General features: G+C 60.9%; 15 protein-coding genes. 10 read left to right on the plus strand and 5 right to left on the minus strand.

The window, feature by feature from the left end:
• The first annotated feature begins 55 nt into the window (after nt 1-55).
• Nucleotides 56-961 (plus strand): LysR family transcriptional regulator, encoded by a 906-nt coding sequence (locus E4P00_RS01400; protein WP_005786071.1) that lies wholly within the window; start codon nt 56-58, stop codon nt 959-961.
• A gap of 100 nt (nt 962-1,061) precedes the next feature.
• Nucleotides 1,062-1,241: a hypothetical protein gene (locus E4P00_RS01405; RefSeq protein ID WP_003189580.1), complete on the plus strand. Its 180-nt coding sequence runs from the start codon at nt 1,062-1,064 to the stop codon at nt 1,239-1,241.
• Here the strand turns inward: E4P00_RS01405 and E4P00_RS01410 are convergent.
• A complete protein-coding gene (locus E4P00_RS01410) occupies nt 1,234-2,109 on the minus strand; it encodes a helix-turn-helix domain-containing protein (protein ID WP_005786075.1) in 876 nt (291 codons plus the stop codon). The two genes, E4P00_RS01405 and E4P00_RS01410, sit on opposite strands and share 8 nt — an antisense overlap.
• A gap of 180 nt (nt 2,110-2,289) precedes the next feature.
• On the opposite strand from E4P00_RS01410, the gene pobA reads away from it, so the two are divergent.
• On the plus strand, nt 2,290-3,483 hold the full coding sequence (gene pobA, locus E4P00_RS01415) for a 4-hydroxybenzoate 3-monooxygenase (protein WP_248130538.1): 1,194 nt from the start codon (nt 2,290-2,292) through the stop codon (nt 3,481-3,483).
• 66 nt (nt 3,484-3,549) lie between these two features.
• Nucleotides 3,550-5,067, plus strand: a complete 1,518-nt coding sequence (locus E4P00_RS01420) for an MDR family MFS transporter (protein WP_032881060.1) — start codon at nt 3,550-3,552, stop codon at nt 5,065-5,067.
• Nucleotides 5,068-5,154: 87 nt separating this feature from the next.
• Here E4P00_RS01420 and E4P00_RS01425 read toward each other — a convergent pair whose 3' ends face one another.
• From E4P00_RS01425 to E4P00_RS01435, 3 genes are read right to left on the minus strand one after another with little or no spacing between them, the layout of a single operon-like run.
• Complete coding sequence (locus E4P00_RS01425) at nt 5,155-5,994, minus strand: cache domain-containing protein (protein WP_248130539.1); 840 nt, start codon at nt 5,992-5,994, stop codon at nt 5,155-5,157.
• Nucleotides 5,995-6,048: 54 nt separating this feature from the next.
• Entirely contained in the window at nt 6,049-6,519 is a 471-nt protein-coding gene (gene cynS, locus E4P00_RS01430) for a cyanase (RefSeq protein WP_005786081.1), read from the minus strand.
• A gap of 27 nt (nt 6,520-6,546) precedes the next feature.
• Nucleotides 6,547-7,188, minus strand: a complete 642-nt coding sequence (locus tag E4P00_RS01435) for a carbonic anhydrase (RefSeq protein ID WP_005786082.1) — start codon at nt 7,186-7,188, stop codon at nt 6,547-6,549.
• Between the two features lie 112 nt (nt 7,189-7,300).
• Between E4P00_RS01435 and cynR the strand changes: the two genes are divergently transcribed.
• Entirely contained in the window at nt 7,301-8,167 is an 867-nt protein-coding gene (cynR, locus tag E4P00_RS01440; protein WP_248130540.1) for a transcriptional regulator CynR, read from the plus strand.
• Between the two features lie 105 nt (nt 8,168-8,272).
• Here cynR and E4P00_RS01445 read toward each other — a convergent pair whose 3' ends face one another.
• Entirely contained in the window at nt 8,273-9,046 is a 774-nt protein-coding gene (locus E4P00_RS01445; protein WP_078820605.1) for a transporter substrate-binding domain-containing protein, read from the minus strand.
• Nucleotides 9,047-9,396: 350 nt separating this feature from the next.
• Here E4P00_RS01445 and E4P00_RS01450 point away from each other — a divergent pair, with 350 nt between their 5' ends.
• The 5 genes from E4P00_RS01450 to E4P00_RS01470 all read left to right on the plus strand — a co-directional run bounded on the left by E4P00_RS01450 (nt 9,397) and on the right by E4P00_RS01470 (nt 14,053).
• Nucleotides 9,397-10,767 carry a glutamine synthetase family protein gene (locus E4P00_RS01450; protein ID WP_248130541.1) on the plus strand — a complete coding sequence of 457 codons (1,371 nt, stop codon included), beginning with the start codon at nt 9,397-9,399 and terminating at the stop codon, nt 10,765-10,767.
• 99 nt (nt 10,768-10,866) lie between these two features.
• The gene (locus E4P00_RS01455; protein ID WP_005786086.1) at nt 10,867-11,466 is read left to right on the plus strand and encodes a class I SAM-dependent methyltransferase; all 600 of its coding nucleotides are present in this window, start codon (nt 10,867-10,869) and stop codon (nt 11,464-11,466) included.
• Between the two features lie 122 nt (nt 11,467-11,588).
• The gene (gene rnd / locus E4P00_RS01460) at nt 11,589-12,722 is read left to right on the plus strand and encodes a ribonuclease D (protein WP_032877242.1); all 1,134 of its coding nucleotides are present in this window, start codon (nt 11,589-11,591) and stop codon (nt 12,720-12,722) included.
• A complete protein-coding gene (locus E4P00_RS01465) occupies nt 12,719-13,012 on the plus strand; it encodes a YcgL domain-containing protein (protein ID WP_014717482.1) in 294 nt (97 codons plus the stop codon). The genes rnd and E4P00_RS01465 overlap by 4 nt, the downstream gene beginning before the upstream one ends.
• Nucleotides 13,013-13,120: 108 nt before the next feature.
• On the plus strand, nt 13,121-14,053 hold the full coding sequence (locus tag E4P00_RS01470) for a D-2-hydroxyacid dehydrogenase (protein WP_078820607.1): 933 nt from the start codon (nt 13,121-13,123) through the stop codon (nt 14,051-14,053).
• Nucleotides 14,054-14,059 lie beyond the last annotated feature (6 nt).

Below are 14,059 nucleotides of genomic sequence, written 5' to 3' on the forward strand. Positions count from 1 at the left end.
ACACCACAAAAAATGCGATGCTTGGACATAGTTTGTTTCTGAAATCGGGCAGATCATGGATCGTCTTCAAGCAATGCGCGTGTTTGTCACCGTGGTGGACCTGGGTAGCCAGTCTGCCGCCGCCGATCATCTGGACCTGTCGCGCCCGGTCGTCTCGCGTTACCTGGCTGAGCTGGAGGATTGGGTCGGCGCGCGCCTGCTGCACCGCACCACGCGCAAGCTCAGCCTCACTGCTGCCGGGAGCGAAACCCTGCCGCGCTGCCGGCAATTGCTGGAGCTGTGCGCTGATATGCAGGCCGCCGTCAGCGAGCCCGATGACGCGCCCCGGGGCTTGTTGCGCCTGAGCGTCAGTACCTCGTTCGGCCAGGCGCAGTTGGGCGCGGCCATTGCCGAGTACGTCAAGCGCTACCCGCTGGTGACGGTGGACTTGCAGATGCTCGACCGCACGGTGAACCTGGTGGATGAGCGCATCGACCTGGCGATCCGCACCAGCAATGACCTGGACCCGAACCTGATCGCCCGGCGCTTGACCGTGTGCCGCTCGGTGGTGTGTGCCACACCGGCCTATCTGCGTGAGCATCCGGCGCCGCAAAAAGTCGAAGACCTGGCCCGGCACAACTGCCTGACCCACTCCTATTTCGGCAAGAGCCTGTGGCATTTCGAAGAGCAGGGCGAACACGTGTCGGTGCCGGTGCACGGCAATATCACCGCCAACGAGGCCAGCACGTTATTGCGTATAACCCTGGCCGGGGCAGGGGTGGCGATGCTCCCCAGTTATCAGGCCGGTGACCTGATCCGCAGTGGTGAACTGGTGCGCTTGCTGCCTGCAGCAGAGCCACGGCAGATGAACATCTATGCGGTGTACGCCTCGCGCAAGCACATGCCCTCGGCACTGCGCAGCCTGCTGGACTTTCTGGTGCTGCGGTTTCCCGAGGCGCCTGCGTGGGACGTCGGCCTCTGAGGCGATATAAACGCGCTGAATGGCAGCCAATCATGGCAACTTGCGCTGACTGACCTATGCTTTAAACAGCACCGTGTAGATCCGTTCAGAGGTCTGTGCCATGAGTATCAAAACCAGAAAATACCTGACGATTTTCACCCTCTGTGCATTGGCGACTGCGTTGTACGGGACAGCCGCCTATCGCGTTGAGCAAACGCGCATGCAACCGGCGGCGTTCGCCATCAGTTGCCATCAGGACCAATGCGTGCCGCGCACCGGCAGCTTCAGCGCGCTCAGGTAGGCTGCTCGGCCTTCAATTGCTCGCGAAACGCCTTGGGTGAAAACCCGACCCTGCGGCGAAACAGTCGTGAGAAGTTGGTCGGATCGGAAAAGCCCAGCACCTCGGACATCTCATTGATGGTCATGCTGGTGTAGGTCAACAAGCGCTTGGCTTCCAGCAATTGGCGGTCATGCATGATCTGCAACGCCGGTTGCCCGCCCAATTCCCGACAAGTCCCGTTCAAGTGTGAGACCGAGATGCCCAGCTTGTGGGCCAAATCTTCAATCTTGGGGTGCTCACGGTAATGCTGTTCGACCAGTTGGGTGAAACGCCGAAAATACTCACGGCCACGTGGGGCGCGTGGATGACGACGCTGGATCGCCTGGCGGCTGACCCACACCAGCAGCACGCTGACCAAGGCGTGCAACATCATGTCCCGTGCCGGTTGATCATCGGCGTATTCGTCCTGCAAGCGCACGAACAGGTTGTTCAAGTAGTCGCTGTCCTTGCCCGCAGGATAACTGCCGAGGGTTTGCAGGCCATCGACGGTGTCGCCCAATTGCGCCTGCAAATGGCTGACCAGCGGCGCCGAAAGGGTCACCACATAACCCTGCACATCTTCGGAAAAACGAAAGCCATGCACGCACAGTGGCGGCAGCACTTGCAGGCTCGCTTCATTGAGGGTGGTGCGCTGGCCTTCGATTTCCAGTTGTGCCTGGCCTTTGTGCACATACAGCAGTTGGCACAGATCCGCGTGCCGGTGGGGCTGGATTTCCCACTGGTATTCCCGACTGCGCCGGGAAATGGTTTCGCAGTGCAACAAATCGGGCGTCGGCCACTGCTGGCTTTCCCCGTAAAGCTTGAAGACCGGAATCGCGGTTTTGGTCATGGTTTCAATCCGATACTCAGGATAATGGTTCGGTAATCGCCCCGATTGGCGAAAAGCGCAGGCTTTGACGCAGTTTTCACCTTCTTATGCGGTTCGCTCAAGTGAAAAATGTCAGCCACAATTCCACTGACAACTCTTTCACTCGATACGTTCGGGTAAAGCGTGAAGGCCATAAAAATAATGAAAACCCTGAAAACCCAAGTCGCCATTATTGGCGCCGGTCCGTCTGGATTGCTGCTCGGCCAGCTGCTGCACAACGCCGGCATTCAAACCATTGTCCTAGAGCGCCAGAGCGCCGATTACGTGCAAGGGCGCATCCGTGCCGGTGTGTTGGAGCAGGGCATGGTCGACCTGTTGCGCGAAGTCGGGGTGAGCCAACGCATGGATGTTGAGGGGTTGGTGCACACCGGCTTTGACATTGCCCTCAATGACCAACTTATCCCAATCGATCTGAAGGCATTGACCGGTGGCCAATCGGTGATGATCTACGGCCAGACCGAAGTCACCCGCGACCTGATGGCCGCCCGCGCAGCCGCCGGCGCTACCACGCTGTACGAGGCGTGCGACGTACAGCCCCATGATCTGAAAAGTGATCGACCCTGGCTGACGTTCAATCACCAAGGCCAAGCCTATCGCCTGGAGTGCGATTACATCGCCGGTTGCGATGGCTTCCATGGCGTCGCCCGTCAGTCGATTCCGGCGCAGGCGTTGAAGGTATTCGAGCGGGTCTATCCCTTCGGTTGGCTGGGCGTGCTCGCCGATACGCCGCCGGTACACGCCGAGCTGGTGTATGCCAAACACCCACGGGGTTTTGCCCTGTGCAGCATGCGCTCACCGACGCGCAGCCGTTATTACCTGCAAGTGCCGCAGGACGAGGCTGTGGAGGATTGGTCGGATGAGCGTTTCTGGGATGAGCTGAAAACCCGCTTGCCCGGTTCATTGGCGCAGCAGTTGGTGACCGGCCCATCGATTGAAAAAAGTATCGCGCCGCTGCGCAGCTTCGTGGTGGAACCCATGCAGTACGGGCGCCTGTTCCTGCTTGGCGATGCCGCGCATATTGTCCCGCCCACCGGCGCCAAGGGGTTGAACCTGGCGGCCAGTGACGTGAGCACGTTGTTCCGGATCTTGCTCAAGGTGTACCGCGAAGGACGCCTGGACTTGCTGCAAAAGTACTCGGCTATCTGCCTGCGCCGGGTATGGAAAGCCGAGCGGTTTTCCTGGTGGATGACCTCGATGCTGCATGAGTTTCCCCAGGCGGACGCCTTCAGCCAGCGCATTGCCGAGAGTGAGCTGGACTATTTCATCCACTCGGATGCCGGGCGCAAAACCATTGCAGAAAATTACGTCGGGCTTGCTTATGAGCCTATCGAATAGCCTGCTATCGTATTGAGCATTCCCGCGGGCGATCTTGTCCTGCGGGCCTTGTTCGAAGGTTCTGCCGTGACTCACCTCAATCAGCCCGCCCCAACCGTTCCCGCCGTGCGCAGTATTCTTGCTGCGCTGATGATGGCGATCTTCCTCGGCGCCCTGGACCAGACCATTGTGGCGGTGTCCATGCCGGCCATTTCCGCGCAGTTTCATGACGTCAACCTGCTGGCCTGGGTGATTTCCGGCTATATGGTGGCGATGACCGTGGCGGTGCCGATCTACGGCAAGCTTGGCGATCTGTATGGGCGTCGGCCCATGATGCTGATCGGCATGGGCGTGTTCACCCTGGCGTCGCTGTTTTGTGGCATGGCGCAAAGCATGGAGCAATTGGTGCTGGCGCGGATTCTCCAGGGCATCGGTGCCGGCGGGATGATTTCAGTGAGCCAGGCAATCATTGGCGACATTATTCCTCCCCGCGAACGGGGACGTTATCAGGGGTATTTCAGCAGCATGTACGCGGTGGCCAGCGTGGCGGGGCCGGTGCTGGGCGGCTATATGACCGAGTACCTGTCGTGGCGCTGGGTGTTTTTGATCAACCTGCCGCTGGGTGCCGGCGCCTGGTACGTGGCCCATCGCACTCTGGTGGGGCTGCCGGTGCCGCAGCGCAAGCCGATCATCGATTACCTCGGCACGGTGCTGATGATCGTCGGCCTCACCGCCTTGTTGCTGGGTATCACCGAAATCGGCCAGGGCCATTCGTGGCGTGACGATCAAGTGCTGGGGTTGCTGGCCTGCGCACTGTTGGCGTTGAGCGTGTTTGTGTGGCACGAACGCCGCGCGCGCGAACCGCTGCTGCCCATGCACTTGTTTGCCAACCGCAGTGCGGTGTTGTGTTGGTGCACGATTTTTGTCACCAGCTTCCAGGCGATTTCCCTGACCGTGCTGATGCCCCTGCGTTACCAGACCGTGACCGGCGCCGGTGCCGACAGTGCGGCCCTGCACTTGCTGCCCTTGGCGATGGGCTTGCCGATGGGCGCGTATTTTGCCGGGCGCATGACGTCGGTGACTGGCCGCTATAAACCGATGATCCTGAGCGGCGCGGTGTTGAGCCCGCTGGCGATTCTCGGCATGGCCTACAGCGCGCCCCAGGCGGTGGTGCTCACCAGCGTATTCATGCTGTTGTGCGGCATTGCCGCCGGTATGCAGTTCCCGACCTCGTTGGTGGGTACGCAGAACTCGGTAGAGCAACGGGATATCGGTGTGGCCACCAGCACCACCAACCTGTTCCGCTCCCTGGGCGGGGCAGTGGGGGTGGCTTGCATGTCGGCGTTGCTGCTGGCGCTGTTGCACGACTCCAGTTTCGCCCATTTGACGAGCGCCGCACTGGTGGCCGAAGGCAGTTCTGGCAACGTGCTGCTTGACGGCCTCAACGCCGCACCCGGCCCGGCGCAGGATGCGTTGCGCGGGGAGTTGGCGGTGACGTTCCGGCATTTGCTGATGGTGAGTGCGGCAGTGTCGCTGCTGGGGTTGGCGGCTGCGATCGTGATGCCGAACCGGGTGCTGCGTGGTCGGGAAGACAAAGCCCGCTAGGTCCAACTGAATGTAGGAAACCAAATGTGGGAGGGGCGGCGCGACGATTCGACTTGCTCCCACAGTTTGATTGCATTTCAAGTCAGGTCAGGGGCTGTAATATCCCACCGCAACCATGAAATGCCCGCTTTTGCGCACATAAGCGTGCTTGTTCTCGACCTTACCCGTCACCGGGTTTTTCCAGCGGTATTTGTATTCGCCCTGGTCCTGCTCGGCCATCATCTTGAGGATCGGCACACCCACCGGTTTGCCATCCGGGTCCTTGATCTTGGCAAAGTCGGTGTTGATCAGGCGCAGGTTGGTGCCGTGGGCGACGTAGCGTCGCGTGTTCAGGTCTACCACGAACACGTACAGGTCATCTTGCAAGAAGCCGCCCTGCAAGGAGTTGATCGCCTTGAGCGTGCCGGTTTCATCCTTGACCAGCGCTTCCACCGCCTTGTTGCGCAGCGCCCGTGCCTGTTCTGGCGTGGCGCGCGGCAAGTAATAACCGACCGCCAGGATGCGTTCGCCCACCCGCTGATAAAACACATGCTTATGTTCGACCTTGCCGTCGTTCCAGTTCTGCCAGCGATAGTCAGCCTGCTGGATACCCTGGCCTTCCGGCTCGCTCAAGGCTTGTTTGAACGAGGCTTGCAGGTCGGGCCCGAGTACCTCGGACACGTCGCGACCGATCAGCGCGGAGGAGGGCCCGCCACTGGCCAACAGTACGCCTTGGGTATTGACCACAAACACATAACGGTCCTGGTCGATGAATTCGCCCTGACGGCTGAAGGCGGCAAACGCCTTGTCACCTTGCTTGTGGTAGTACGCCAAGGCCTTTTCCAGCAGGGCCTTGGCGGCTTGGGCATCCGCTTCCTGTGCCGTGGCGGCATGCACCTGGCTGCAACACAACAGCAGCAGCCAGGTGAGTCGGAGCAGTCTCTTCATTTACCGTCCCTCGTTCTTGTTGGTGTGCCAAGAGCGTAGACGGTTGGCGGCAAATCAGAAGGGTTTAGTGGGCAGGTATTTGCCGTCCAGGGTGATGACCGCACGGGAGCCGCCGTCCGGGTCTTCGACTTTCTTGATGTCCAGCTTGAAGTTGATGGCGCTGATGATGCCGTCGCCGAATTGCTCATGCACCAAGGCCTTCAAGGTCGAGCCGTAGACCTGCAGCATTTCGTAGAAGCGGTACATCGTCGGATCGGTCGGCACACCGCTGGGGAAACTGCCGCGCAGTGGGACGCTTTGCAGCAGGCGGCTGGCGTCCTGGTCGAGGCCGAGTTTGTCGCACACGATGTCGGCCGCCTCCTTGGGCAGTGGGTGCTGGCCGAGCAGGGCGGCGGTGACGAACGCCAGGCTCAGGCCGGTGCCATCGGTGAGGTCCTGCCATGACAGATTCTTGCGTGCCTTGAGGTCGATAACGGTATCGGCCAGGGCCAGGCGTGGGGTTTGGGCGAATTGGGATTGCAACATGGTGATGTCCTCTTGGGTGGTTAAGGTTCAGGCAGCGTGGGCGCGGGTGGTTGGATGGTCGAGCAGGGAGACGAAGCGTCCGGTGCGACCGTCCAGCGCGTCGATGCCACCGGTTTCGATGTCATACACCCAGCCATGCAGGTTCATCCGGCCTTGTTCCAGGGCCAGCGCAACGCTGGGGTGAGTCTTGAGATTAGCCAGTTGGGCGACCACGTTTTCACGCACCAATGAATCCAGGCGCGCAGCGTCCGAGACATGCGTACGGGATGCATTGATCACCTTGGCTGACTCGGCATGACGCAACCAGTTGGCCACGGCCGGCAGATGGTCCAGGCACTTGCAGGTGGAAATCGCAGTCATGGCGCCGCAGTCCGAATGCCCGCAAATCACAATGTCGCTGACCCCGAGTACCGCCACCGCATATTCAACCGTGGCCGACACACCACCCGGCTCGGGGCCGTAGGACGGCACGATATTGCCGGCATTGCGGATCACGAACAGATCGCCGGGTTCCTGCTGGGTCAGAAGCTCCGGTACGACACGGCTGTCGGAGCAGGACACGAACAAGGTGCCGGGGTTCTGTGTGGTGGCCAGGTGCTTGAACAAGTCGCTGCGTTGGGAAAAGGCTTCACGTTGGAATTTGCGAAAGCCATCGATGAGATGCTGCATGGTGGTTCTCCTTGCGTCGCTGATGGGGCAAGGATGGAAGTTTTCGGCTATAGCGTCCAAGACCGGTTTATGATGCTGTCTATAAGTCATGCCTATAGCTGGAGCGCTGTCGATGCTGCTGCGTCATATCCGTTACTTGCTCGCCGTTGCCGAGCATCGCAACTTCACCCGCGCCGCCGAAGCGCTGCATGTATCGCAGCCGACCCTCTCACAACAGATCAAACAGCTGGAAGAAAGCCTCGGCGCGCCGCTGCTCGACCGCTCCGGGCGCAGTATCAGCCTGACCGATGCGGGGCGAGCCTATGTGCGCTTTGCCCGGCTGGCCTTGCAGGACCTGCAGGCCGGCAGCCGCGCCATACACGATGTGCAAGACCTCAGCCGCGGGCATTTGCGCCTGGCCATGACGCCGACCTTTACCGCCTACCTGATCGGCCCGTTGCTGGCGCGATTCAATACGCTGTACCCGGGCATCACCCTCAGCGTCGAGGAGTTGACCCAGGACCGTATCGAAGCTGCACTGGGCGAAGACCTGCTGGATATCGGTATCGGATTTACCGGCGAACATGGGCCGGACATTGAGTGCAAGGGGCTGTTTGTCGAACAACTGAGCGTAGTGGTCAGTGCCAGCCATCCCCAATTGAGCCGACTCGTTTGGCTTGAACAACCCCTGGTGCTGCTGAACACGAGCTTCGCTACCCGCCGCCATATCGATGACTACTGCCGCGGGCAAGGTGTGAAACCATTTATCGCCATGGAAGCCAACTCCATCAGCGCAATCATCGAAATCGTCCGCAACACGTCACTGGCAACCGTCCTGCCCCAAGCACTGGCCGAGGCGCAGACGGGGCTGCACGCCGTGACCATCGACCCACCGCTGCCGCAGCGTACTGCCGCACTATTGAGCCGCAAGGGCGCCTACCGCAGCGCCGCGTGCAGGGCGTTCGTCGAGCTGATGTGGGAGGGGGCTTGCTCCCGATAGCGGAGTGTCAGTTAACAATTTTTTGGCTGATCCACCTATATCGAGAGCAAGCCCCCTCCCACATTTAGATCTCGGTGTGCCAGACAGGCCGTCATGGCAGCAAATTCAAGGCGCAGCCAACCACTGGCTGACAACCCCCCCATACACACCCGTCGCCACGCTCAAGTGCAACCACTGATCCACATAACTCTTCCAGGCCACATCATCGCGAGGTAGCAGGAAGGCTTTTTCACTGTACTGCATCGGCCGCTCAGGATTGACCGCACACAACCCCGGCTTGAGCTTCTGCTGATACCGCGCCTCGCTGGCATCGGTAATCATCACATCGGCCTTGCCCGCCAGCAGCTCATCAAAAATCGTCACATTGTCATGCAGGCGAATCTGCGTCTGGCCCAGGTGGGCACGGGCAAACACTTCATTGGTGCCACCTGCCGGCTCGATCACCCGCACCTGTGGCTGGTTGATCTGCTCAACCGTTTGGTAGCGCTGCACATCGGCGCAGCGCACCAGTGGGATCTTGCCGTCAACCCCCAGCGATTGGCTGAAGAACGCCTTTTTCTGCCGCTCCAACGACACCGAAATCCCACCCACGGCGATGTCGCACCGTTGGGCGAGGAAGTCCGGCATCAGGGTTTTCCAGGTGGTGGGCACCCACTTGATCGTGGTGTTGAGGCTCTTGGCCAGGGACTCGGCCATGGCAATGTCGATACCTTCATAATGGCCATCGGCGCGCAATGAGGTGTAGGGCTTATAGTCGCCCGTTGTGCAAACGGTCAGGGTGCCGCGCTGGATCACCTCGTCAAGACGTGACGGGACAGTGTCGGCCTGGGCGATGTTTACCAGGCTTGCCAGCACACAGAGGGCCAGAGGAGCTTTCATGGGGGCGAGTCCTTGGGGCACGGTCGGGGCGCCCATTATTTCCAGCGCCGGGCAGGGTGGCAAGGCGTGGGGAATGTTTAGCCAAACTGTACCCAAACTCCATCAAGCCTGAATTTAACCGCCTATCCAGGCGTGTGACGCTCGGGGTTCTCTATTTCTGTGATCCGCGCATGGACGGTTGCCCCGACACTCACGCCGCGACACTGCCTTCTGCACTTGCGTTCTGGGCCTTGTTCCATTGTCGACACGCGCGCCCGCCAGACACCTCTTTTCTACGTTGATCCACCCCCACGGATGACGTGCACCTGTGCCCATCTGCATCTGCCCGACCCAAACGTATGAGAATTGCCATGAGTGTCTTTGCCCGCCTGCACGAAGCCCGAACCTTCCTTGAGCAGAACCCCGACATCGAGATGTTCGAGCTGTTTATCCTCGACAACAACGGCGTACCCCGCGGCAAGCTGCTGCACCGCGACGAACTGCTGGCGGTGTACGAAACCGGTCGGCCACTGCCCAGCACCATTCTCGGCCTGACCATCAATGGCGATGACGTAGAAAACTCAGGGCTGGTGTGGGAAGTCGGCGATATCGACTGCCGCGCCTACCCGATCAGTGGCAGTTTGCAGCGTATGCCCTGGCGTCTGATCCCTACCGCGGCGGTGCAAGTCAGCATGCACCCCACACAAGGCTTGCCCGCTACCGTGGCCGACCCTCGGCATTTGCTCGCCAAGGTCATCGATGCACTCAAAGCCGATGGCTATTACCCAGTGATGGCGGCAGAGCTGGAGTTCTACCTGCTCGACCAGAAGCCCGACGGCAACGGTCGTCCGCGACCGGCGCGGGATATGGACGGCAATCGCCCGCGTTCGACCCAGGTGTATGGCCTGCGCGAACTGGAGCAGATCGAGCCGTTTCTCGCCGACCTTTATAGCGCCTGCAAGCTGCAAGGTATCCCGGCGCGAACGGCCATCTCCGAGTACGCCCCGGGCCAGGTGGAAATTACCCTTGAACATCGCACTGATGCTTTACAGGCGATGGACGAAGCGGTGCGCTACAAACGCCTGGTCAAGGGCGTGGCCCACAAGCATGGAATGGCCGCATGTTTTATGGCCAAGCCGTTCGACGACCTGGCCGGCACCGGTATGCATATGCACGTCAGCCTGGCCGATGCCCAGGGCAATAACCTGTTCGCCAGCGAGGCGGCTGATGGCACGCCACTGCTGCGCCAGGCGGTGGGCGGGATGCTCAGTACGTTGCTCGATTCGCTGCTGATGTTCTGCCCCAATGCCAACTCCTATCGGCGTTTCCAAACCAACAGCTATGCACCCCTGGCTGCCACCTGGGGCGTGGACAACCGCACCGTCAGCCTGCGCGTGCCCGGTGGCCCGGCCAGTTCCCGGCATATCGAGCACCGCATCTGCGGCGCCGATGCCAACCCTTATCTGGCGGCCGCCGCGATCCTGGCCGGCATCCATCGCGGCATTCGCGAGCAACGCGACCCTGGCGCCCCGGTGGAAGGAAACGGTTATGCCCAGGCCAAGGAGCTGTTGCCCACTGACTGGCTGACCACCCTGCGTGCGCTTGAGGCTTCGCGATGGGCAAAGGATGCGTTTGGCAGTGAATTCCTTGGTGTTTACCTGGCAGTCAAACGTGCCGAATATCGCCAGTTCATGGGCGAGGTCGGCGAGCAGGATTGGCGCTGGTACCTGCATCAGGCGTGACGGAGTTTACGGTGGCGGCTTTCGACCTTTTTTTCACGTTGCAGTGGTTAAGCTGGGAATCAAGGTCGTTCACTACCGTTTTACCCACATGAGCCCGTGATGTCGCCACAACCTCCATCCCCCATCGAGACTGAATTCACCGAGCGCTGTGACCGTGAGCATGCCAGGGTGTGCGGTGATCCGCGTCCGCCAAGGCTGTTGCAGCGCTTGGCCGCGTGGCGGGATGCGCGGCTGGTACGCCATGCGCTGAAGGTCGCGGGTGAGCCAGGGCTTATCCTTGACCTGGCCTGTGGTTCGGGGCGCTTCTGGCCGGTGCTGGCCGAGCACGTCAACCGGGTGATCCTCGCCTCTGACAACTCCCAGGCCATGCTCGACCACGCGCGCACCCATCACCCGGGCACGTTGCTAAAACGTGTCAAAACCTTCCAGGGCTCGGCGTTTTCGATTGGCCTTTCGGCGAACGCGGTGGACTGTATTTTCTGCCTGGAGTTGTTTCGCCATGTGCCCAGCAGCGATGTGCGATTAATGTTGTTGCGCGAGTTTCACCGCGTCAGCCGCGACACGGTGATTGTTTCCGTAAGCGCGGGTACACCGGTAGAGGATGAGTTTCGTCAGGCGGGCTTCAAGGTTCTGAATTACCAGGAGTTCCTGCCGGGCTCCAAACTCTGGTGTGTGTACGTCCTGCGTAAGAGAGGATAACTCCCATATGTCGGACTATTCTTCATCTCCTGTCGGAGTTTTCATGATGGTGTGTGCACTACGGATGCTCGCAAGCCCCTTTCGCGATATATACTGCGCGCCATTCTTCAAGGGAGAGCCGTGTGGCCATCGATATTCACTGGATCTGCGACAACGATAGCCTCGGCCAGCATTGCGCCCAATGGCAGCAGTTGCCATTCGTCGCCCTCGACACCGAATTCATGCGGGTCGACACCTTTTACCCTATTGCCGGGCTGATCCAGATCGGTGATGGCGTACGCGCTTACCTGATCGACCCCCTGACCATCGACAACTGGCAACCCTTGGCCGCTTTGCTGGAGAACCCGGCGGTGATCAAGGTGGTGCACGCCTGCAGCGAAGACCTGGAAGTGCTGTTGCGCCTGACCGGCAGCCTGCCGGCACCGTTGTTCGACACCCAGTTGGCCGCGGCTTACCTCAACCTCGGCTTTTCCATGGGCTATTCGCGCCTGGTGCAAGCCGTGCTGGATATCGAGCTGCCCAAGGGCGAAACCCGTTCGGACTGGCTGCAGCGGCCATTGTCCGAGACGCAGGTCAGCTACGCCGCTGAAGACGCGGTGCACCTGGCCGAGGTCTATATTCGCCTGCGCCCGCAGCTATCGGATGACAAGTACGCCTGGGTCCTGGAAGACGGTGCCGAACTGGTGGCCAACCTGCGCCGCGAAATCGACCCTTTCGAGGTGTACCGCGATGCCAAGCTGGCGTGGAAACTGTCCCGTGCCCAACTTGCCGTGCTGCGTGAATTGTGCGCCTGGCGCGAACAGCAGGCCCGCGCCCGGGACCTGCCGCGCAACCGCATCATCCGCGAGCATTCGCTCTGGCCGTTGGCCAAATCCCAGCCGGATAACCTGGCCGCGCTGGGCAAGATCGAAGACATGCACCCGCGTACCGTGCGTCAGGACGGCCAGTTCCTGCTGGACCTGATCAAACGTGCCGGTAGCGTGCCGATGGACCAATGGCCTCCCGCCGTGGCCGAACCGTTGCCGGTGGACGCCGCCGCGCTGATCAAGCAACTGCGCGCCCTGGGCCAGACGTTCGCCGAGCGCCTGGAGATGGCGCCGGAACTGATGCTGCGCAAGAAAACCCTCGAAGCCCTGGTCAAAAGTGGCTACCCCGATGGGCCTTACCAATTGCCAGACTCGCTGCGTGGCTGGCGCCGCGAGTTGATGGGCCAGGCGCTGCTCGACAGCCTGGCCAATGCCGGAGAACAGCCTTGAAACGTATTTGTTCCATCTACCGCAGCAAGAAAAAAGACGGCATGTACCTCTACGTGCTCAAAAGCGATGCCCTCGAGCGCGTGCCCGAGCCGTTGATGGAGGCCTTCGGCAAGGCGCATCACGCGTTTGACATGGTGCTGACGCCGGAGCGCAAGCTGTCGCGCGAAGACATCACCGTGGTGCTGGAAAACCTCGACAAACAGGGCTACCACCTGCAAATGCCGCCGGCCGAAGACGAGTACATCGAGCACTTGCCCGAAGAGTTGCTGCGCCGCAACGACCCGATGTGATCGATCAGTGCCCGTGTCAGGGCACAGGCTTTAAATGGAATCGTATTAGACGACGGTGGCCGTAAGGATGCGGGCGGCCGTCTGCATTGTTTTTGAAAGGTTTGAACCATGCGTGTTCTGATTGCTGAACAGGATCACCCGCTCTACGCCCAACTGCTCAAGGAGGCCGCCCCGGACCTTGACGTGCTGACCAGCGGTGACTCGGCCGAACTCTCGCGCCTGGCCGCCGATTGCCCGGTGTGGCTGGGCCAGCCCGATCTGCTGGCGACGCTGCTGCGCCAGGGCCATCAACCGCAGTGGTTGCAATCGACCTGGGCCGGTATCACGCCGCTGCTGGCCGATGGCTTGCCCCGCGACTATCGCCTCACCCGTGCAGTCGGCATCTTTGGCCAGGTCATGGCCGAGTTTGTCCTCACCTATATGCTGGGCCATGAGCGCGAAGTGCTGGCGCGCCTGGTCAGCCAGGTCGAGCGCAAGTGGGACAACCGCATGGGCCAGAGCCTGGCGGGGCGCAAGGCGCTGATTGTCGGCACGGGTGATATTGGCAAAAGCGTGGCTGATTTCCTGGTGCCCTTTGGCGTCAAGCTGTACGGCATCGCCAGTACGGCGCGGGAACAGGCACCCTTTATTGAAGTGGCCGGGCTCGATCAGTTGGGCCGCTTGGTGGGCGAGGTCGATTACGTGATCAACCTGCTGCCCAATACCCCGGACACCCATGACGTGTACAACGCGGCGTTGTTCAAGCAATTCAAGTCGACGGCGCTGTTTATCAACGTCGGGCGCGGCGTGGCGGTGGTGGATGCCGACCTGGTCGAGGCCCTGAAAGAAGGGCATCTGGCCGGCGCGGTGATCGACGTGTGCCGTCAGGAGCCGTTGCCGCAACGCCACCCGTTCTGGACCGCGTGGGGTTTGCTGTTGACTGGGCACAGCTCGGCACCGACTTCGCCGTCGATGATGGTGGCGTTGTTTGTGCAAAACGTGCGCGCCTACCAGGCCAAGCAAGCGCTGCGCGGCGAAGTGGACTTCGACCGGGGCTACTGATCCTTG

The sequence above is a fragment of the Pseudomonas sp. B329 genome, from assembly GCF_023127835.1.
Taxonomy (GTDB): domain Bacteria; phylum Pseudomonadota; class Gammaproteobacteria; order Pseudomonadales; family Pseudomonadaceae; genus Aquipseudomonas; species Aquipseudomonas synxantha_A.

What these genes read in the sequence shown, in the direction of transcription:
- E4P00_RS01400 (WP_005786071.1), top strand. Translation starts at nt 56, where the DNA reads ATGGATCGTCTTCAAGCAATGCGCGTGTTTGTCACCGTGGTGGACCTG.
- E4P00_RS01405 (WP_003189580.1), top strand. Translation starts at nt 1,062, where the DNA reads ATGAGTATCAAAACCAGAAAATACCTGACGATTTTCACCCTCTGTGCA.
- E4P00_RS01410 (WP_005786075.1), bottom strand. Translation starts at nt 2,109, where the DNA reads ATGACCAAAACCGCGATTCCGGTCTTCAAGCTTTACGGGGAAAGCCAG.
- pobA (WP_248130538.1), top strand. Translation starts at nt 2,290, where the DNA reads ATGAAAACCCTGAAAACCCAAGTCGCCATTATTGGCGCCGGTCCGTCT.
- E4P00_RS01425 (WP_248130539.1), bottom strand. Translation starts at nt 5,994, where the DNA reads ATGAAGAGACTGCTCCGACTCACCTGGCTGCTGCTGTTGTGTTGCAGC.
- cynS (WP_005786081.1), bottom strand. Translation starts at nt 6,519, where the DNA reads ATGTTGCAATCCCAATTCGCCCAAACCCCACGCCTGGCCCTGGCCGAT.
- E4P00_RS01435 (WP_005786082.1), bottom strand. Translation starts at nt 7,188, where the DNA reads ATGCAGCATCTCATCGATGGCTTTCGCAAATTCCAACGTGAAGCCTTT.
- cynR (WP_248130540.1), top strand. Translation starts at nt 7,301, where the DNA reads ATGCTGCTGCGTCATATCCGTTACTTGCTCGCCGTTGCCGAGCATCGC.
- E4P00_RS01445 (WP_078820605.1), bottom strand. Translation starts at nt 9,046, where the DNA reads ATGAAAGCTCCTCTGGCCCTCTGTGTGCTGGCAAGCCTGGTAAACATC.
- E4P00_RS01450 (WP_248130541.1), top strand. Translation starts at nt 9,397, where the DNA reads ATGAGTGTCTTTGCCCGCCTGCACGAAGCCCGAACCTTCCTTGAGCAG.
- E4P00_RS01455 (WP_005786086.1), top strand. Translation starts at nt 10,867, where the DNA reads ATGTCGCCACAACCTCCATCCCCCATCGAGACTGAATTCACCGAGCGC.
- E4P00_RS01470 (WP_078820607.1), top strand. Translation starts at nt 13,121, where the DNA reads ATGCGTGTTCTGATTGCTGAACAGGATCACCCGCTCTACGCCCAACTG.